This is a genomic window from Herbaspirillum huttiense (assembly GCF_047300815.1).
Lineage (GTDB): Bacteria > Pseudomonadota > Gammaproteobacteria > Burkholderiales > Burkholderiaceae_D > Herbaspirillum > Herbaspirillum huttiense_A.
Map to the genome: position 1 here is coordinate 2,891,932 of NZ_CP178608.1, position 16,935 is coordinate 2,908,866.

18 protein-coding genes and 1 riboswitch are annotated in these 16,935 nt (G+C 62.6%); of the genes, 5 read left to right on the forward strand and 13 right to left on the reverse strand.

Annotation, left to right across the window (positions count from 1 at the left end; all coding sequences use genetic code 11):
• Window positions 1-103 precede the first annotated feature (103 nt).
• The 4 genes from ACLRDN_RS13365 to ACLRDN_RS13380 all read right to left on the reverse strand — a co-directional run bounded on the left by ACLRDN_RS13365 (window position 104) and on the right by ACLRDN_RS13380 (window position 5,055).
• Entirely contained in the window at window positions 104-1,216 is a 1,113-nt protein-coding gene (locus ACLRDN_RS13365; protein ID WP_413456667.1) for a putative zinc-binding metallopeptidase, read from the reverse strand.
• Between the two features lie 161 nt (window positions 1,217-1,377).
• On the reverse strand, window positions 1,378-2,283 hold the full coding sequence (gene nadC / locus ACLRDN_RS13370; protein WP_413456668.1) for a carboxylating nicotinate-nucleotide diphosphorylase: 906 nt from the start codon (window positions 2,281-2,283) through the stop codon (window positions 1,378-1,380).
• On the reverse strand, window positions 2,280-3,419 hold the full coding sequence (gene nadA, locus ACLRDN_RS13375) for a quinolinate synthase NadA (protein ID WP_413456669.1): 1,140 nt from the start codon (window positions 3,417-3,419) through the stop codon (window positions 2,280-2,282). The genes nadC and nadA overlap by 4 nt, the downstream gene beginning before the upstream one ends.
• Window positions 3,420-3,456: 37 nt before the next feature.
• Window positions 3,457-5,055: an ABC-F family ATPase gene (locus ACLRDN_RS13380; RefSeq protein WP_084320019.1), complete on the reverse strand. Its 1,599-nt coding sequence runs from the start codon at window positions 5,053-5,055 to the stop codon at window positions 3,457-3,459.
• Between the two features lie 244 nt (window positions 5,056-5,299).
• On the opposite strand from ACLRDN_RS13380, the gene ACLRDN_RS13385 reads away from it, so the two are divergent.
• A complete protein-coding gene (locus ACLRDN_RS13385) occupies window positions 5,300-5,872 on the forward strand; it encodes a DUF1439 domain-containing protein (RefSeq protein WP_413456670.1) in 573 nt (190 codons plus the stop codon).
• 48 nt (window positions 5,873-5,920) lie between these two features.
• On the opposite strand, the gene ldcA is transcribed toward ACLRDN_RS13385, so the two are convergent.
• The 5 genes from ldcA to ACLRDN_RS13410 all read right to left on the reverse strand — a co-directional run bounded on the left by ldcA (window position 5,921) and on the right by ACLRDN_RS13410 (window position 9,736).
• On the reverse strand, window positions 5,921-6,925 hold the full coding sequence (gene ldcA, locus ACLRDN_RS13390) for a muramoyltetrapeptide carboxypeptidase (RefSeq protein ID WP_413460394.1): 1,005 nt from the start codon (window positions 6,923-6,925) through the stop codon (window positions 5,921-5,923).
• A gap of 2 nt (window positions 6,926-6,927) precedes the next feature.
• Window positions 6,928-7,479, reverse strand: a complete 552-nt coding sequence (tadA, locus tag ACLRDN_RS13395; RefSeq protein ID WP_413456671.1) for a tRNA adenosine(34) deaminase TadA — start codon at window positions 7,477-7,479, stop codon at window positions 6,928-6,930.
• On the reverse strand, window positions 7,479-7,925 hold the full coding sequence (gene queD, locus ACLRDN_RS13400; protein ID WP_034332336.1) for a 6-carboxytetrahydropterin synthase QueD: 447 nt from the start codon (window positions 7,923-7,925) through the stop codon (window positions 7,479-7,481). The genes tadA and queD overlap by 1 nt, the downstream gene beginning before the upstream one ends.
• Before the next feature lie 106 nt (window positions 7,926-8,031).
• Complete coding sequence (gene queE / locus ACLRDN_RS13405; RefSeq protein WP_413456672.1) at window positions 8,032-8,667, reverse strand: 7-carboxy-7-deazaguanine synthase; 636 nt, start codon at window positions 8,665-8,667, stop codon at window positions 8,032-8,034.
• Window positions 8,668-8,821: 154 nt separating this feature from the next.
• Window positions 8,822-9,736, reverse strand: a complete 915-nt coding sequence (locus tag ACLRDN_RS13410) for a DUF72 domain-containing protein (RefSeq protein ID WP_413456673.1) — start codon at window positions 9,734-9,736, stop codon at window positions 8,822-8,824.
• A gap of 140 nt (window positions 9,737-9,876) precedes the next feature.
• Between ACLRDN_RS13410 and ACLRDN_RS13415 the strand changes: the two genes are divergently transcribed.
• From ACLRDN_RS13415 to ACLRDN_RS13430, 4 genes are all read left to right on the forward strand, one after another.
• Window positions 9,877-10,251 carry a cupin domain-containing protein gene (locus ACLRDN_RS13415; RefSeq protein ID WP_413456674.1) on the forward strand — a complete coding sequence of 125 codons (375 nt, stop codon included), beginning with the start codon at window positions 9,877-9,879 and terminating at the stop codon, window positions 10,249-10,251.
• Between the two features lie 19 nt (window positions 10,252-10,270).
• On the forward strand, window positions 10,271-11,095 hold the full coding sequence (locus ACLRDN_RS13420) for a tetratricopeptide repeat protein (protein WP_413456675.1): 825 nt from the start codon (window positions 10,271-10,273) through the stop codon (window positions 11,093-11,095).
• A 65-nt stretch (window positions 11,096-11,160) separates the two neighbouring features.
• Window positions 11,161-11,234: riboswitch (Fluoride riboswitch) on the forward strand.
• An 89-nt stretch (window positions 11,235-11,323) separates the two neighbouring features.
• A complete protein-coding gene (locus tag ACLRDN_RS13425; protein WP_413456676.1) occupies window positions 11,324-12,640 on the forward strand; it encodes a voltage-gated chloride channel family protein in 1,317 nt (438 codons plus the stop codon).
• A gap of 307 nt (window positions 12,641-12,947) precedes the next feature.
• The gene (locus ACLRDN_RS13430; protein ID WP_413456677.1) at window positions 12,948-13,814 is read left to right on the forward strand and encodes a PCC domain-containing protein; all 867 of its coding nucleotides are present in this window, start codon (window positions 12,948-12,950) and stop codon (window positions 13,812-13,814) included.
• Between the two features lie 347 nt (window positions 13,815-14,161).
• Here ACLRDN_RS13430 and ACLRDN_RS13435 read toward each other — a convergent pair whose 3' ends face one another.
• The 4 genes from ACLRDN_RS13435 to ACLRDN_RS13450 all read right to left on the reverse strand — a co-directional run bounded on the left by ACLRDN_RS13435 (window position 14,162) and on the right by ACLRDN_RS13450 (window position 16,922).
• Entirely contained in the window at window positions 14,162-14,530 is a 369-nt protein-coding gene (locus tag ACLRDN_RS13435; protein ID WP_039787057.1) for a response regulator, read from the reverse strand.
• Window positions 14,531-14,606: 76 nt separating this feature from the next.
• Window positions 14,607-15,560 carry a chemotaxis protein CheX gene (locus ACLRDN_RS13440; RefSeq protein WP_413456678.1) on the reverse strand — a complete coding sequence of 318 codons (954 nt, stop codon included), beginning with the start codon at window positions 15,558-15,560 and terminating at the stop codon, window positions 14,607-14,609.
• Window positions 15,561-15,591: 31 nt separating this feature from the next.
• On the reverse strand, window positions 15,592-16,200 hold the full coding sequence (locus tag ACLRDN_RS13445) for a hypothetical protein (protein WP_413456679.1): 609 nt from the start codon (window positions 16,198-16,200) through the stop codon (window positions 15,592-15,594).
• Entirely contained in the window at window positions 16,197-16,922 is a 726-nt protein-coding gene (locus ACLRDN_RS13450; RefSeq protein ID WP_413456680.1) for a methyl-accepting chemotaxis protein, read from the reverse strand. The genes ACLRDN_RS13445 and ACLRDN_RS13450 overlap by 4 nt, the downstream gene beginning before the upstream one ends.
• Window positions 16,923-16,935: the final 13 nt, after the last annotated feature.

The window sequence follows — 16,935 nt, forward strand, 5'->3', positions numbered from 1 at the left end:
GCCAGCTCTACCGCTGGAATTGATGAGCCGCTTCGAGTCGCTGCAGGGAGAATGACTCCCTGCCCCCTTCAATCAACAAGCAACAATCGAAATCCTGCGAGCCTCAAGACGGTGCGCCGCCATTGACCACTTCATGCACGAAGCGCAGCTTCTGCAGTACCGGCGTGGACAAGGTGAAGGGATAGGAATCCGGCATGCCGATGCTGCGATTGAGGCTGTTGAGCACATAGGTCAGCGCAAACCATTCCCTGGCCAGCTCATCAAAGGAACCGGCTGCTACCGGCGGCGCCTTGATGACCAGCTTCTGCTCGCCCTCATGGCGCGGCCGCAATTGCACGCCACAGGCATAGGCCGTCTCCAGCGTATCGAACATATGAAGATAATGGGCCCAGGTCTCCGCCCAGTCTTCCCAGGGGTGGCTGCTGGCATAGGCACTGACGAAGTTTTCTTCCCAGTCCGGACGCGGGCCATTCTCGTAATGGACCTTGAGCGCTTCGCCATAGTCCTGGCGCTCGTCACCGAATTTCTCCCGGAATGGCGTGATCCACCCGGTGGGCGCCACCAGCCGGTCGAAATAATAATGGCCGCTTTCATGGCGGAAATGCCCCAGCAACGTGCGATACGGCTCGGCCATCTGCTCGCGCGCCTGTTCGCGGTAGGCGGGATCGGCTTCGGCAATGTTGATGGTGATGACGCCATCGGCATGCCCGGTCAGCACCCGCTCGCCATGCGGAAGGTCTTGCAGGAATTCGAAGGCCAGGCCGGCTTCTTCATCTTCCATCTTCGGTACCGGCTGCAATTGCAAGGTCCAGAGAGAATGCAGCAGGCGCCGCTTGGCCGTCTCCAGGCGGCTCCACAGCACCCGGTTGTTGCCTTCGTCGAGATTGGGAATGACGCGCGTGAGGCGGCAGGAGGCACACAGCTCGTGCGGCTCGCGCTCATCGAGCATCCAGTTGCAGATGTTCTCGCGCCAGTAGTTGACGCACTGCTTGAACACCAGCCCCTCGTTCTGCGGCTTGACGCTGCGCCAGCGTCCCGGCCCGGCTTCAGGAGCGGCGGCGGCATCCGGCGTCGGCGCGGCTGCCGGCTCCAGCGGCGAAAAGCTGGCAATGGCCTGCAATTGGGGCTGATAACCCAGCATCCAGCCGCAATTGCCACATACGGTGTTTTCAAAGAAGACTTGCGCGCTGCAATTGTCGCAGTGAAAGGTTTTCATGGGCTCCCCCTGTGTTTATCGTCGTCGCCGGCGAACCATTGTCGCTGGCATCTGGCGTTGGAAGGGGAAAACCGGGATACGTTCCTGCACTCAGTGCCGGAAAAAAATGAAGCCTGGCGCAAGCCGCTGCGCCAGGCCGATGCAGGGGTGGGATCCGCCGGTCAGCCGATCACGCGCAGGGAAAAATCGGTCGCCTGGATATCCTTGGTGAGGCTGCCGATGGAGATGCGATCCACGCCGGTTTCGGCAATGGCGCGCACGGTCTGCATGTTGATGCCGCCGGAGGCTTCGAGCAAAGCGCGGCCCGCATTGACGGCTACGGCCTCGCGCATCATGTCCAGCGAGAAATTGTCCAGCAGGATCGACTCAGCGCCGGCCTGCAGGGCTTCATTGAGCTCGGCAATGCTTTCCACCTCGACCTGGATGGTCACGCCTGCGTTGAGCTTCAGCGCGGCTGCCACGGCCGCTGTAATACCACCGGCGGCCGCGATGTGGTTTTCCTTGATGAGGATGCCGTCATACAGCGCCAGCCGCTGATTGGCGCCACCGCCCACGCGCACCGCGTATTTCTGCGCCAGGCGCAGGCCAGGCAAGGTCTTGCGGGTATCGAGAATGGCGGCGCGCGTGCCCTGCACTACGTCCACGTAACGCCGGGTAGCGCTGGCCACGCCAGAAAGCAGCTGCAGGAAATTGAGCGCGCCGCGCTCGGCGGTCAGCAGGGCACGGGCCGGGCCTTCGATGGTGCAGACCTCGCTGTCGGCTGCCATCAGGTCGCCTTCGGCGTAGCTCCAGCTGACCTGCAGGCGCGGATCGAGCCGGGTCATCACCGCCTCGAACCAGGGCGCACCGCACAGCACGGCGGCTTCGCGCACAATGACGCGGGCCTTCACGAATTCGTTTTCCGGCACCAACAGGCCCGTGTAGTCGCAGTCGCCCACATCTTCGGCGATGGCCTGGTTGACGTTGGCGTCGAAAGCCGCATGCAGCGCGGCATCGAAAGGACCGAAGGGATTGCGCAGGTTGCTGGCCGCGATGGTCGAGGCAGTCTTGAGGGCGTGGAGCGTCATGCGGGGCCGATTCCTGCAAACAGTTGCTGTTCGTCTTCAAGGCGCGCCGACGGGCGGACCTTGGTCTTGCGCTGGGCGGCGAAGTCCAGCATGCGGTCGATGCAGACTACGGCCTGCTGGCCGATGACCGGATCGACGTGGATTTCATTGGCGCCGGTTTCCAGCACGTGCAGCAGGTTCTGCAAGCCATTCATGGCCATCCACGGGCAATGCGCGCAGCTCTTGCAGGTGGCGCTGTTGCCGGCGGTGGGGGCATCGATGAAACGCTTGCCAGGAGCCGCTGCGCGCATCTTGTGCAGGATGCCATTGTCAGTGGCCACGATGAAAGCCGGCGCATCGGACGATTGCACCGCCGCGATCAGCTGCGAGGTCGACCCGATCACATCGGCCTGCGCTACCACCGCTTCGGGCGACTCCGGGTGCACCAGCACCAGCGCGTCCGGATTTTCAGCGCGCATCAGTTCCAGCTCGATGCCCTTGAATTCGTCATGCACCAGGCAGGAACCCTGCCACAACAGCATGTCGGCGCCGGTCTGCTTCTGGATGTAGCTGCCCAGGTGCTTGTCCGGTGCCCACAGGATCTTCTTGCCTTGCTCATGCAGGTGCTGGACGATCTCAAGACCAATGCCGGAAGTCACCATCCAGTCGGCACGGGCCTTCACGGCCGCGCTGGTATTGGCATAGACCACCACGGTGCGGTCCGGATGCTGGTCGCAGAAGGCGGCGAACTCGTCGGCCGGGCAACCCAGGTCCAGCGAGCAGGTCGCGTCCAGGTCCGGCATGAGAATGCGTTTTTCGGGACTGAGGATCTTGGCGGTCTCGCCCATGAAGCGCACACCGGCCACAACCAGGGTCCGCGCGGCATGATCACGGCCGAAACGCGCCATTTCCAAGGAATCCGAGACGCAGCCGCCGGTTTCCTCGGCCAGGTCCTGCAGGTCGCCATCGACGTAGTAGTGCGCCACCAGCACCGCCTGCTTTTCCTTGAGCAGCTGGCGGATGCGCGCCTTCAATTGCGCGCGTTCCTCGGGGCTGGGCGTGGCCGGTACCTTGGCCCACGCATTGGCGGTACAACTGCCGCCGGTCTCCATTTGCGGTCGCTCGAATTCGACGACCTTGGTTGCTGTTGCTTGCATGGCGGTCAACAATGCTGTGCTGATGCGGTTGGGGGAATTATTCGATGCCCTGGCTGGCCAGGTAGTCTTCGTAGCCGCCCTGGAAGTCGATTACCTGGCCGTTCTTCACTTCGAGGATGCGGGTGGCAAGCGAGGACACGAATTCACGGTCGTGCGAGACGAAAATCAGGGTACCAGCGTACTTTTCCAGCGCGATGTTGAGCGACTCGATGGATTCCATATCCATGTGGTTGGTCGGTTCATCCATCAGCAGCACGTTGTGGCGGCCCAGCATCAGCTTGCCGTACATCATGCGGCCCTTTTCGCCACCGGAGAGCACCTTCACCGATTTCTTCACATCGTCGCCCGAGAACAGCAGACGCCCCAGAATGCCGCGCACGGCCTGGTCATCATCGCCTTCCTGGGTCCATTTACCCATCCAGTCGGTCAGGGTCTCGCCACCGGCGAATTCCTCGGTCGGATCCTGGGGCATATAGCCGACGTTGGCGTTTTCTGCCCACTTCACCTCGCCCGAATCCGGATGCAGGCCGGTCACGTCGCCGCCGATGCTGCGCAGCAGAGTGGTTTTACCGGCGCCGTTGGCGCCGATGATGGCAATCTTCTCGCCGGCTTCAACCATGATGCTGAAGTTCTTGAAAATGTCGCGGTCGTAGGTCTTGGTGATGCTTTGGGTTTCCACGGCCAGGCGGTGCAGCTTCTTTTCGCCTTCAAAGCGGACGAAGGGATTCACGCGCGAGGACGGCTTGATGTCCTCGACCTTGATCTTGTCGATCTGCTTGGCGCGCGAGGTCGCCTGGCGGGCCTTGGACTTGTTGGCCGAGAAGCGGCGCACGAAGTCCTGCAGTTCGGCCACTTTTTCCTTGGCCTTGGCGTTGACGGCCAACTGCTGCGCCCGCGCTTGCGATGACGCCAGCATGTAATCGTCATAGTTGCCGGGATAGATCTTCAGCGTGCCGTAATCCATGTCGGCCATGTGGGTACAGACCTGGTTCAGGAAGTGGCGATCGTGGGAAATGATGATCATGGTGGAATTGCGCTCGTTGAGCACTTCTTCCAGCCAGCGGATGGTGTCGATGTCCAGGTTGTTGGTCGGTTCGTCCAGCAGCAGGATGTCCGGGTTGGAGAACAGGGCCTGGGCCAGCAGCACGCGCAGCTTCCAGCCGGGTGCGACATTGCTCATCGGGCCGGTGTGCTGTTCGATGGGCACGCCCACGCCCAGCAGCAGCTCGCCGGCACGCGCTTCAGCGGTGTAGCCGTCGTATTCGGCGAACTTGGCTTCCAGGTCGGCGGCCTTCATGTAGTCGTCGTCGGTGGCATCCGGATTGGCATAGATTGCATCGCGTTCGGACATGGCCGCCCACATCTCCACGTGGCCCATCATGACCACATCCAGCACGCGCATTTCTTCATAGGCGAACTGGTCCTGGCGCAATTTACCCAGGCGCTCGTTCACGTCCAGGCTGACGTTGCCGCCCGACGGCTCCAGGTCGCCGCCCAGGATCTTCATGAAGGTGGATTTGCCGCAGCCATTGGCGCCGATCAGGCCGTAGCGATTGCCATCGCCGAACTTGACGGAAATGTTCTCGAACAACGGCTTGGCGCCGAACTGCATGGTGATGTTTGCGGTGGATAGCACTGCGAAAACCTTTTCAAAAATGTAACTTGCGTACGCCTGTCAACAACGAACCCCTGGCGCGCGAAACCGGGCATTTTACCACTGCACGCCTGATGCGGCTTGTGTTGCGGTGGCGGCGCACCGCCAAAATCTTGCCAAATTTCAATGTTTGCGTTGCTCATCTGCAGCGCTGGCTTACAATTCCCGGGATTTTTACGCCCTTGGGCGCGCTCTGACCCATTTTGTCACTCTGGAAACCGCAAGCATGAAGCGAGCCATCCTCTCCGCCATCGCCCTCCTGGCCGTATCCACGCCGCCCCTGCTGCCGGCGCACGCGGCCGAGCCCGGCTACAACATCTGGACCAATGAATACACCGTCTCCAGACAGCAACTGCAGACCGCCATTACCCCGCAATTCCCGCGCAAGATGCGCTACATGGACATCTTCGACGTGACCTTCAGCAACCCGCGCCTGGGCATGCTGCCGTCGGAAAACCGCATGAATACCGTGGTGGACGCCCAGATTGCCAATCCCCTGCTGCTGCAGCGCCCGGTCAATGCGGTGCTGACCCTGAGCAGCGCCTTCAAGTACGACCCGGCCACGCGCTCGCTGCGATTGGATGCGCCCAAGGTGGACAAGGTCGACAGCACCGACCTGCCGCCGCAATACGCGCAGCAGCTGACCACCCTGGGCAATGCGGCCGCCGACCAGTTCCTGCGCGACTACGCGCTCTACACCTTCACGCCTGAACAGCTGCAGATGAACGGCAAGACCTTCGAGCCCGGCAAGATCACGGTCGAACAGGACGCGGTCAAGGTCGACATCAAGGAGAAGTGACGTTTAATTCACTGAGCACGCAGGCAGCCCGCCGGGCCGCCTGCAGTCTCAGCGCCGGGCCAGGGTCGGATAATCCGAGAGGGTCAGGGTGAAGCCTTCTGCACCGCGGGCATCGAGCGCCGCGTGCGCGCCCAGCGGCAGCGTCACCAGATCGCGCACATGGCCGAAAGGCAGGCCGGTCACGATGGGGGTGGCGATGCGCTGGCGCAGGAAGGCCAGCATTTCCGTGAAATCGTAGCCGTTGTCGATCTCGGCCAGGCGGTAGGCCGAGAAGTCGCCCAGCAGGATGGCCTTCTGCCTGGCCAGCACGCCAGACTGTTCCAGCTGCAGGATCATGCGTTCCACGCGGAAGGGATGTTCATTCACATCCTCCAGGAAAAGAATCCCACCTTCAATCGGGGGAAACTGCGGATGGCCAACCATATGCGCCATCATCGCCAGATTGCCGCCCCACAGCTTGCCCGAGCACTGCAGCACCGGACTGAGCGGATCGGTACGGCGGTCTCCATTGGGGGCGCGATCTGCACCTGCCTGGCCGTCATAGTTGTGGACCACCACCTGCGATGAAGTCAGCGTGCGCCACAAGGTCGCCAGCGCTGCCCAATTGGGCGATTCGGCACCAAAGTCACCGGAGAGCATCGGCCCCTGGAAACCGGCATAGCCGGATTGCGCCAGCAGGCAGCACTGCAGGGCCGTGAAATCGCTGTAGCCCACCAGCAGCTTGCCACTGGCCGCGAGCGCAGCAATATCCAGCGCGGGCAGGATACGGCTCATGCCGTAGGAGCCACGCAGCCCCATGATGACCTCGATTTCCGGGTCGGCCGCCGCTTCCATCAGTTGCGCCGCGCGCTGCTCATCGGTGGCGCCGAAGCGCTGGTAGCGCCGGGCATGGTCATAGAAATTGCGTACCCGGCAGCCCAGCGATTCCAGCAAGGCCACGCCACGCTGCACACCGGCCGGGTCCAGCCCGGCATGGCCACACGGTGCCACAATGGCCACCCCCGTTCCCGGCGGGACCAGTCCTTCCAGCAATTCACGGCCAGCAGTTGTCATCGTCATGTTGGTTCACCTGATGCTTGTGCATCGCCTTGCGTGGCGGCGTCCAGCAGGCGTTGCTGCTTCACTTGTTCGCGGCGCATGGCGAAGAATTCTTTCAGTAACTGGCCACATTCCTCGGCCATCACGCCGCCCAGCAGTTCGGTGTGATGGTTCAGCTTGTCTTGCTCAAACAAGTTCACCACCGAGCCGCACGCACCGGTCTTGGGATCGGCCGCGCCATACACCACGCGCGCCAGGCGGGCGTGCATCATGGCGCCGGAACACATCACGCAGGGTTCCAGCGTGACGTAGAGTTCACATCCGGGCAGGCGATAGTTGCCCAGCTTCTCGGCCGCCCGGCGCAGCGCCATGATCTCCGCATGGGCGGTCGGATCGTGCTTGCCGATGGGCTGGTTGAAGCCGGTGGCGATGACCACGCCATCCTTGACCACCACCGCACCCACCGGCACCTCGCCCAGCGCCCAGGCATTGTTGGCCTGGTCGAGCGCGGCGCGCATGTGGCGCAGGTCGGCCTCGGTAATGGCTTGCGGGAGGACAGCGCCGTCCATCAGTCGGCCGTGATCTCGGCCCAGCAGTTGGGCGTTTCGTGCAGCACCAGCTTCTGCAGGTGCAGGCCGGTGCCGTAGCGGTCCTTGTAAGCCGCCTTGAGGATGGCGAAGGCTTCGCGGGCCAGGTTTTCGACCGTCGGGATGCTGCCGATGATGACCGTCTTGTGGCCCGGCAGGCTGGCCAGGAAGTCGCGTACCGGCGCGTCCTTTTCATAGACCAGGAAGGCATGGTCCCAGACATCGACCAGGTGCTCCTTGGCCAGGGCCTTGATGTCGGAGAAGTCCATGATCATGCCGTTGTCGGAATTGCCCTCGATGTCGATGACCGCGCCGGTCAGGGTGATTTCCAGCGTATAGCGGTGGCCGTGCAGGTTGCGGCACTGGCTCTTGTGGTCCGGAATGCGGTGGCCGGCGTCGAATTCGAGTTTGCGGGTAATGGTGAGCATGAATGTTTCTTCGAGGATGGCCGCCGCACAAGCCGTGCAGCAGGCCGGGTGAAGCCATTGTAATCACGCGGCGCAGCGCCGCATGAAGAAAAAAGCAAAAAATCGGTCAGGGAATATTGAGCAGCTTGTGGGTCTGGATGCTCAGTTTCCACTTGGGGTTGTTCTTGACCATCTCGATGGCCAGGCGGGTATTGGCCGCTGCCTGCAGGCCGTCCATCGGTTGCAGCAGGAAGTGCTGGAAATCCAGTTTTTCGTATTCGTCCAGCGGCTGGCCGGGCTGCGGCACCACCACTTTGAGTTCGCTGCCGCGTTTGACCTTCAGCTCCGAGCCCATCTTGGGGCTCACGCAGATCCAGTCCACGCCCTGCGGCACCTCGATGGTGCCATTGGTCTCGATGGCGATTTCAAAGCCGACCGCATGCATGGCCTCGATCAGGGCCGTATCCAGTTGCAGCAGGGGCTCGCCGCCGGTGAAGACGACGTATTTGCTGGCGGCATGGCGGGCCGGCCAGAAGCTGTTGATCTTCTCGGCCAGCTCAGCCGCCGACTTGAACTTGCCGCCGTTCTCGCCATCGGTGCCGACGAAATCGGTATCGCAGAACTGGCAGATGGCGCGGGCGCGGTCTTCCTCGCGGCCGGTCCAGAGGTTGCAGCCCGAAAAGCGGCAGAACACCGCCGGACGGCCGGCGTGCGCGCCCTCGCCCTGCAAGGTATAGAAGATTTCTTTGATGCTGTAAGTCACGATATGAAGGCGAAAGGCAGGCGCATGGCCGCACCGGGATGAATTCACGCGGCGGGCTTCAGCAATTCAGCAAACTTCACTAAGTCACTGATATTGCAGCCCATTTTGTCCGCATCAGGGGCGATATTATAGCCGCTCCTCGCGCCAGTTCACCTCATTGATCCTCATCGAGCATGCGGCCGGGAGGCGGCAAGTCCAGCTTCAGGCCCAGGCGGTCGATCAGGCGGCGCGCGTCAAAGGGCGCCTTGACCTTCATATCGTTATCAAAATAACAGTAAATGTCGCGGCTGGCCCGCTTGCGCGGCGCGCGCCCGGAAATGCGCGGCCCATCCTCCGGCTGACCGCCGCTGGCCCAGGCCAGGATGCGTTCGGCCCAGGCGTCGATGGCTTCATCGCTGTAGCCGCTTTGGTACAGGCGCTTGTCGCCATGCAGGCGCAGGTACATGAAATCGGCTGTCACGTCCTCCTGATAGGGCCACTTCTTGGGCGCATCCGCGATCACCAGCGCGACCTTGTACTTGCGCAGCAGCTTGATGAAGGATTCATCCACGAAGCTGTCATGGCGGATCTCCATGGCGTGGCGCAGCTTGCGCTTGCGGTCGATGTCCAGCGCCACCCTGCCCTCCATGCGCGGCTCATGACCACGCGCCAGCCGCTGCGCCGCCTCGGTATCGTGCGGCAGCAGGCTCAGGAAGTGTTCCAGCGGCTCCGGCTCATAGCGGAAGCTGGGCGGGAATTGCCACAGGAAGGGGCCGAGCTTTTCTTTCAGGTTCAGTACGCCTGAGGCGAAGACGTTGGCCAGCGCACCATCAATATCCTGCAGGCGGCGGGTGTGCGTGATGAAGCGATTGCCTTTGTGGCTGAAGAGGAAGCCGGGCGGCGTGACTTCATACCAGCGCTGGTAGCTTTCCGGGCGCTGCAGGGCGTAGAAGGAGCCATTGAGTTCGATGCTCGGCAGTACCCGCGAGGCGTAGTGCAGTTCGTCGTCCTGACGCAGCCCCTCGGGATAGAAACTGCCGCGCCACGGCGCATAGCGCCAGCCGGAAATGCCGATCCAGATCTTGCCCATGATGCTCTCCTCGTTCAGATTCGCCTGTCCGGATGTGACCAAAGGCGTCGAGCTTGGTGCCAGCCAGCGCGACTGTAGCGGGCCCGCTGCTGTTACACTGCTGGCCTTGCCGTTGACCAATGCCTGCTCACTTCTTCACCATGTCCGCCACCCCTGCCATCACCCAGTTCCGCCTGAATTCCCCTGCGCCCGAACACGACCACCCACGCGAAGACCGCCGCCTGGAAGGCAATCCGCTGCGCACCACGTGGAATCACTTCACCAATGCCAGCGGAGAGATGAATGCCGGCATCTGGGCCTGCGAGAAAGGCAGCTGGCGCATCGCCTTCTCCGCCAACAAAGATGAATATTTCTGCGTCCTCGAAGGCCGCTGCCGCGTCATCGACGAGCAAGGCCATGTGGCCGAAGCGGGTCCGGGCGATGCGATGGTGATCCCGGCGGGCTTCAAGGGCGTCTTTGAAGTGCTGGAGCCGGTGCGCAAGCATTACGTCATCGTCGAACGCGCCGCTGGCTGAGCAACCGCCTGCCCGCGCCATGTCCGCCTCGCCAGCCGCTCCCGACCAGATCATGGGCGCCGCCCTGCAGCACTACAATGCCGGGCGTACCACAGAAGCCGAACACGCCTGCCACGCCTTGCTGGCAATGGTGCCGCAGCATCCGGCGGCCCATCAGCTGCTGGCCATGCTGGCGCTGGACCGGCAGGCGCTGGCGCAAGCGCGGCAACATATCCTGCTGAGCCTGGCGCCTCGGCCGCAGCATGTGCCCTCGCTGCTCATGGCCGGCCGGATTGCGCTGGCCGAAGGCGATCCCGCCACGGCAGTCCACTATTTCCAGGCAGTTGCGCGACATCAGCCTGAACTGAGCCAGGCGCATTTCCATCTGGGCACCAGTTTGTCGGCGCTGGGGCGGCATGCGCAGGCCGTAGCTGCGTTGCGACAGGCCGTCGCGCTGGCCCCGCAAGCCATGGAAGCCTTCCTCAACCTGGGAAGCGCCCTGCGCGAACTGGGCGATCTCCCCGCCGCCCGTGAGGCCTTCGAGCAAGCGTGCCGGCTGCGTCCCGAGGTAGCCGAGACCTGGTTCAACCTCGGCCTGACCCTGCAGGATATGAAGGAAGGTACCGCCGCCGTGGACGCCTTTGCCCGCGCGCTGCAACTGCGCCCGGACTATGCCGATGCCGCGCTCAACCTGGGCGTGGCCCTGCAGGAAGTGCATCGCATGGATGACGCCCTGCAGGCCTTCCGCACGGCGCTGCGGCTGCATCCGCAGTGGTTCGGCCGGATCGCCCACGCCCTGACGGCCGGCAGCAGCGGCCGCCTGTGGCTGCACGTGCGCGACCTGGAAGCGGCCCTGCGTGGATGATGGGTGTAGGGAATGTCCACAACAGACAACGCGCCGTTGTCGATGAGCTTCAATCTTGCTACTATCGGGGTCAAGGAGATGGCATTCCTCCTTCAACCGCCACCAACTTCACGTTGGGGCTGATGATGCCTACAGTGACCTGGCAATCCGGGGCTGTAGGCGTTCGCCTTTCTGCTTCGCGCCCGCTGCACCCGGTGTGCCAGGATGTTCATTCAGCACTCTGGTCACATGAAAAATCAAAAACTCCCCGAACAGCTGCACCTGCTGCCTTACATCCTCAAATGGTGTCTGATCGCCTGCCTGATCGCCGCCCTTGCCGGATCGGCCTCGGCCTTCTTCCTCTTCGCGCTGGACTACGCCACGCGCTGGCGTGAAAGCCATCCGTGGATCATCTGGCTGCTGCCGCTGGGCGGTTTTGCCGTGGGCTGGCTGTACCTCAAGACCGGCAAGCCAGTGGAAGCTGGCAACAATCTGCTGATCGATGAAATCCACGATCCGAAAAAGGTGATCCCGCTGCGCATGGCGCCGCTGGTGTTGTTCGGCACCGTGATGTCGCACCTCTTCGGCGCCTCCGTGGGCCGTGAGGGCACGGCCGTGCAGATGGGCGGCGCGCTGGCCGACCAGCTGACCACGGTGCTGCGGCTGCGCACGGAAGACCGGCGCATTCTCCTGATGGCCGGCATCAGCGCCGGGTTTGCGTCGGTCTTCGGCACGCCGATGGCCGGTGCATTGTTCGGACTGGAAGTGCTGGCCATCGGCCGCATGCGCTATGACGCCATCCTGCCCTGCTTCGTGGCCGCCATTGCGGCCGATCAGGTCGGGCTGGCCTGGGGCGTGCATCACACCCACTATCACATGGGCGGCGTGGTACCGGTCGCGCTGTGGAGCGTGGCGGCGGTGATCGCGGCTGGTGTGGTCTTCGGCCTGGTCGGCATGGTGTTTGCCAACAGCACGCACCGCCTGTCGGCCTTCATGAAGCGTCACGTCAGCTATGCGCCGCTGCGACCGTTCATTGGTGGTGCCATCGTTGCCGTGGCGGTGTGGGCGCTGGGTACGCAACGCTACATCGGCTTGGGCATCCCGGTGATCGTGGAAGCCTTCCAGCATCCGCTGGCCCCTTGGGATTTCCTGGGCAAGATGGTCTTCACGGTGACCTCGCTGGGCACCGGCTTCAAGGGCGGCGAAGTCACCCCGCTCTTTTATATTGGCGCGACAGTGGGCAATGCGCTGGCCCCCCTGCTGCATCTGCCGTTTTCGATGATGGCCGGGATCGGCTTCGTGGCGGTCTTTGCGGGCGCGGCCAATACGCCGATTGCCTCCACCATCATGGCCATCGAACTGTTCGGGCCGGAGATCGGTCCGTTTGCGGCGCTGGCTTGCGTGGTGGCCTATCTATTTTCTGGACATACCGGCATCTATCACGCGCAACGCGTGGGACAGGGGAAGTATCTGTCGCTGCCGGAAGGGTTGAAGATCGGGGAGATTGGCGCCTACAGGGCGAGGCGCCGTGCGGAGCGGGAGCAGGAGAGCATCGCCGAGAAGTGATGTGAGGCAAGGCCGCTATCCTGTCTCGTTCAGCAGGAGGGGGACGCCAGAACTGTACAGTGCGCTGTATCGGGACTGTAATGGTCATTTCCTCAATCTGTACTGCTGATCGAGCCAGAGGTGTCCGCACAAGTGTCAGCACTCATTGTGAGTGAACATATGCAGTAGTAAACCTCATCTCCGTGCTGATACTTTAAAAACATTCACCGGCATCTCGCCACCGAACGCGCGATAATCCCCGAACTCAACCAGCCCCGACGGCCCCTCAAAGCCGCACCGCCCGCAGCCCAGCTGCCAAGGAGACCGCATGACAGCCGCCCCCGCCTTCGCCCGCACCGTCCGCCACCCCGGCCCGCCCGACCCGCAGCGCATCGTTACCCTGTCCGGTCCGGCGATGCATCTCGATTTCACCCTCGAAGCCGGCATGAACCTGCGTGACGCCATCAGCATTCCACTGGCACGCGCGGGCCTGGATGGCGGTACCGTGCGCTTCGCCAATCTCCCTGTCTCCCCCCTCCACTACCTCATGCCCGCACTGGCGGTGGATGACCAACACGCCGCTTTCTACAGCGCGCCACAGGCGAGGGAAGAAGGAACGGTGATCGAATACGCCTGCGCGACCGTCGGACGCAAGGATGGTGAGCCTTTCGTGCACTGTCACGCCATCTGGCGCGGCCGCGACGGCCAGCGCCAGGGCGGTCACCTGATGATGGAAAAAACCGTGGTCGGTGCCAGTACGCCCGCGCAAGCCTGGGGCCTGCACGACGCCACCATGGCGACTCGCTACGATCCCGAGACCAATTTCACCCTGTTCTACCCTACCCGGCTGAGCGACCAGCCGCTCTCAGCAAATGGAAAACGTCTGGTACTGGCACGCATCCGCCCCGACCAGGATCTGACCATCGCCGTCGAACAGGCCTGCGCAGAGCACGGCATGCGCGATGCCATCGTGCGCGGCAGCGTGGGCAGCATCATCGGGGCGGAATTTGAAGACGGACGCGTGCTGGAAGACCGTGCCACTGAAATCCTGGTCCGATCGGGCGAAGTGCGTGATGGAGTCGGCCGCCTGGACATCGGCCTCATCAATCCCCAAGGTCAGGTCTGTGAGGGAGTGCTCAAGCGCGGCAGCAATCCCGTGCTGATCTGTTTCGAACTGGTGCTGGAAGAGAAGTGATTCGAGCCAGCTTGTGCTGCGCCAGCCACTCCCGCAGATCTGCCACGTCCGCGCGCCGGATGCATCGCTGCGAACTGCTCCGCCGTGAGAAGCTGCGTGTCCGGGTCGGACAGAGCAGCCTTTGTGAGGGCGGCGTTTTCGCGGCGGCCGGGCAGAATCGTTCCTTGCTTGAGTTTCGGCATATCGCTCGGTTTTAAACGGATTGGATCATGAACGGACGATCATTGTAGCCACGTCAAATCACCCAGGACAGTAGTAACGCCGGAAATGAAAACGGCTCGCAAACAAGCGAGCCGATCAAGAATCATGCTGCAGGATAATGAGTTCTCTTTAGCTATCTTATCGACTCAAACACCCACCAGCTTCTTGAACGTCGGCAACACCGCCTCCCCCTTGAAGGGCTTGACGATCCAACCCTTGATACCGGCCGCCTTGCCACGTTCCTTCATGATGGGCGAATTCTCGGTAGTGAGCATGATGATGTTCACAGTGGCATTGCCCAGTTCGCTGCGGATCTTCTCGGCCATGGTCAGGCCATCCATGTTGGGCATGTTCACGTCGGACACCACCAGCTTGATGGCCGGATCGCTCTTGAGCTTGGCCAGGCCATCGCGGCCATCCACGGCCAGGGCCACGTCCAGGCCATTTTTCTTGAGGAAGTCACCGACTTCGGCGCGCACGGTGCTCGAATCGTCCACTACCAGGATTTGTGCCATCTTGAATTCTCTCTTTGCTTGATTTGCGTAATTGCTTGAGGGGAAGGTAAATCAATGCCGGGGTGCTGCCCCGGCCTCAGAACAGTTCCAGCTCGCCGGATTCGAACAGCTCTTCCACCGAGGTCTGGTTCTCGGTGAAATCCTCCGGCGACCACGACAGGTTGAAGATGAAGCGCTGCAGCAGCACCAGCGGTGCGCCGTCGTCACGACGCAGCAGGTACTTGAAGCACAGCTGCGCATCCTCCGAACCGAAGGAAATGTAGCGATGCTGGTGATTGATGATGATCGGCACCTGGCTCAGTTGATGAATGGGCTGGCTCTGGTTGATGAAGCGGTTCTTGAACCAGCCCCAGATCAGGTTGGTCAGTTCGCCCAGCGCATTGTTGAGATTGCGGAAATCGCCCGATTCCTCCGGCGCCAGCGCCTGCAGCGTCTTCTGTTCGGCCTGCAGCATCATGTAGCCACGGCACCAGCTGCTCTCCAGCGGAATGAGCGTAAACACTTCGCCGAAGATGATCCGGTCGCGTACCAGGTAAGGCTGCTCGATCTCGACCTGCATGCCGGGGAACTGGCTCTCCAGCACCATGCGGCTGATCTCGGCAATGCCGCGCACCAGCGCATTGGGGTATTGCTGGCTGAAGATCAACGAGGCCACCGCCGGTGCCAGCGCATCGATGTGCTCGATGCGATAGACGGCGCTGAAAAGTTCGCTATCGCGTTCGGACAATTCGACATCAGCGGCTTCCCGGCGGCGGCGCAGGAAGATCGGCAATTCCGGACGCACCTCGCGGATGCGGCGCGCCAGGCCCGGCCCGCCCTCGCCCAGTCCGGCCAGGCTTTCCGAGAGCATGATGCCGCCCAGGTCTACATTGCTGCGCAAGACTGCCATCACATGTTCCTCATGCGCCTTCAGCCCGACCAGGTTGTGGCGCTCGCAAAAGGATTTGATGGTGTCGTAGCAGTCGGCGTCGCGGTCCAGGACCAGCATCTTGCTGGTGATGGCGTTGTCGAGGCTGGCAGTGGCTTGCATGGTGATGAGATTCCCCCGAATCGTTGAATGGTCAGAACAGTTCCAGCTCGCCCGTGGTATCGGCCTCTTCGCCCGGTGCCACGGTAAAGTCCAGCCGGTCATAAGCGGAGACGGCCAGCGAGACGTGCAGGCGCGGCCCGTCCGCCATGTCGATGGCGAAATGCCGCACGTGCGCGCAATTGAGTTTTTGCAGGTAGGCCACGCACTGGGTATCGATCACGTTGGGCGTGGACATGCCCAGGTGCGGGAAGAAACGTCCCAGCTCGCGGTTGAAGATGCCGCAGCAGAGATTGCCGCATTCGGCAATCGCATCCATCAGGGCCTGCTCGCCCATCTCGCTGGCAGACACCCGCGTCAGGCGAGCAAAGTGGCCGCGCGTGTCGGCGTCCGGCGCGAAGTGAAACATCACCATCAGGCGGAACAGATAAGAGGAGATGGTCAGCACCACCATCTTCTGCTCGGTGAGCTCGGCCAAACCTTCCACCATCGAGATCTCCGCCGTGGCCTCCGACGGCACCAGGCTGCTGCGCAGCGCCTGCTGCAAGAGCGTATCGAAACCATCGCGCGCGCTGGCGCTGATGCGCTCGTCGGCCACGATCTCGGCTACTGCCTGCAGTTCGTCCATGTCATTGGCGCTCATGCCGCTTCGGCCAGCGCTTGCCTGGTCTTCTTGTTGATCAGGTCCAGGCCGATGACGGCGCCCATGATCATCTTGCCGCCCGCTTGCAGGTCCTGGAAGGTGGTGGTGGTGATCAGGTCGTTCTGGTACAGGTTGGCGCGATAGCTCTTGGAGAGCTTCTCCGCCCGCTGCGCCAGGTCACGCACCTCCTGCGCCACCACCGCAAAACCGCGCCCGTGCACACCGGCACGCGCAGCTTCGATGGAGGCGTTCAGGGCCACGATGATGACCTGGTTCACGATCAGCGCGAACTCGTCATTCTTGCGATGCATCTCGCGGTTGTGCGCGATCAGCTCGTTCATGTCGTCATGCCAGCGCTCGAAGGTTCGCACCAGGCCCAGCAGCTTGCTGATGGTGTCCTGCGATTCATCGCAGCTCTGGCGCACGCGCGAGACATGATCCGATTGTTCACTGGACAGGCGCGCCATCATGGCCTCGCTCTCGCGGCGCATCTCGGCCATGTGCTGCTGCGCGGCCAGCCGATCCTGTTCCAGCTGTTGCTGGTGCGCGCTCCACTGCTGCTGTTGCTCGGCGAGCGTGGCCTGGGCCTGGTCGCGCACACGTTCCAGCTGGCCGGCGTCGATCAGCTCACGCGCACGGCGCTTCTGGCGCAGCCACAGCGCGGCCATCGGCAGGCCGGCCAGGGCGGCGCCCAGCGCCACCAGGAGAAAGGATTCAAACATGGATCTGATTTCC

What these genes read in the sequence shown, in the direction of transcription:
- ACLRDN_RS13410 (WP_413456673.1), bottom strand. Translation starts at nt 9,736, where the DNA reads ATGGGCAAGATCTGGATCGGCATTTCCGGCTGGCGCTATGCGCCGTGG.
- ACLRDN_RS13450 (WP_413456680.1), bottom strand. Translation starts at nt 16,922, where the DNA reads ATGTTTGAATCCTTTCTCCTGGTGGCGCTGGGCGCCGCCCTGGCCGGC.
- ACLRDN_RS13440 (WP_413456678.1), bottom strand. Translation starts at nt 15,560, where the DNA reads ATGCAAGCCACTGCCAGCCTCGACAACGCCATCACCAGCAAGATGCTG.
- ACLRDN_RS13420 (WP_413456675.1), top strand. Translation starts at nt 10,271, where the DNA reads ATGTCCGCCTCGCCAGCCGCTCCCGACCAGATCATGGGCGCCGCCCTG.
- ACLRDN_RS13415 (WP_413456674.1), top strand. Translation starts at nt 9,877, where the DNA reads ATGTCCGCCACCCCTGCCATCACCCAGTTCCGCCTGAATTCCCCTGCG.
- tadA (WP_413456671.1), bottom strand. Translation starts at nt 7,479, where the DNA reads ATGGACGGCGCTGTCCTCCCGCAAGCCATTACCGAGGCCGACCTGCGC.
- ACLRDN_RS13430 (WP_413456677.1), top strand. Translation starts at nt 12,948, where the DNA reads ATGACAGCCGCCCCCGCCTTCGCCCGCACCGTCCGCCACCCCGGCCCG.
- nadC (WP_413456668.1), bottom strand. Translation starts at nt 2,283, where the DNA reads ATGACGCTCCACGCCCTCAAGACTGCCTCGACCATCGCGGCCAGCAAC.
- ACLRDN_RS13445 (WP_413456679.1), bottom strand. Translation starts at nt 16,200, where the DNA reads ATGAGCGCCAATGACATGGACGAACTGCAGGCAGTAGCCGAGATCGTG.
- ACLRDN_RS13425 (WP_413456676.1), top strand. Translation starts at nt 11,324, where the DNA reads ATGAAAAATCAAAAACTCCCCGAACAGCTGCACCTGCTGCCTTACATC.
- ldcA (WP_413460394.1), bottom strand. Translation starts at nt 6,925, where the DNA reads ATGACAACTGCTGGCCGTGAATTGCTGGAAGGACTGGTCCCGCCGGGA.
- ACLRDN_RS13365 (WP_413456667.1), bottom strand. Translation starts at nt 1,216, where the DNA reads ATGAAAACCTTTCACTGCGACAATTGCAGCGCGCAAGTCTTCTTTGAA.
- queD (WP_034332336.1), bottom strand. Translation starts at nt 7,925, where the DNA reads ATGCTCACCATTACCCGCAAACTCGAATTCGACGCCGGCCACCGCATT.
- nadA (WP_413456669.1), bottom strand. Translation starts at nt 3,419, where the DNA reads ATGCAAGCAACAGCAACCAAGGTCGTCGAATTCGAGCGACCGCAAATG.
- ACLRDN_RS13385 (WP_413456670.1), top strand. Translation starts at nt 5,300, where the DNA reads ATGAAGCGAGCCATCCTCTCCGCCATCGCCCTCCTGGCCGTATCCACG.
- ACLRDN_RS13435 (WP_039787057.1), bottom strand. Translation starts at nt 14,530, where the DNA reads ATGGCACAAATCCTGGTAGTGGACGATTCGAGCACCGTGCGCGCCGAA.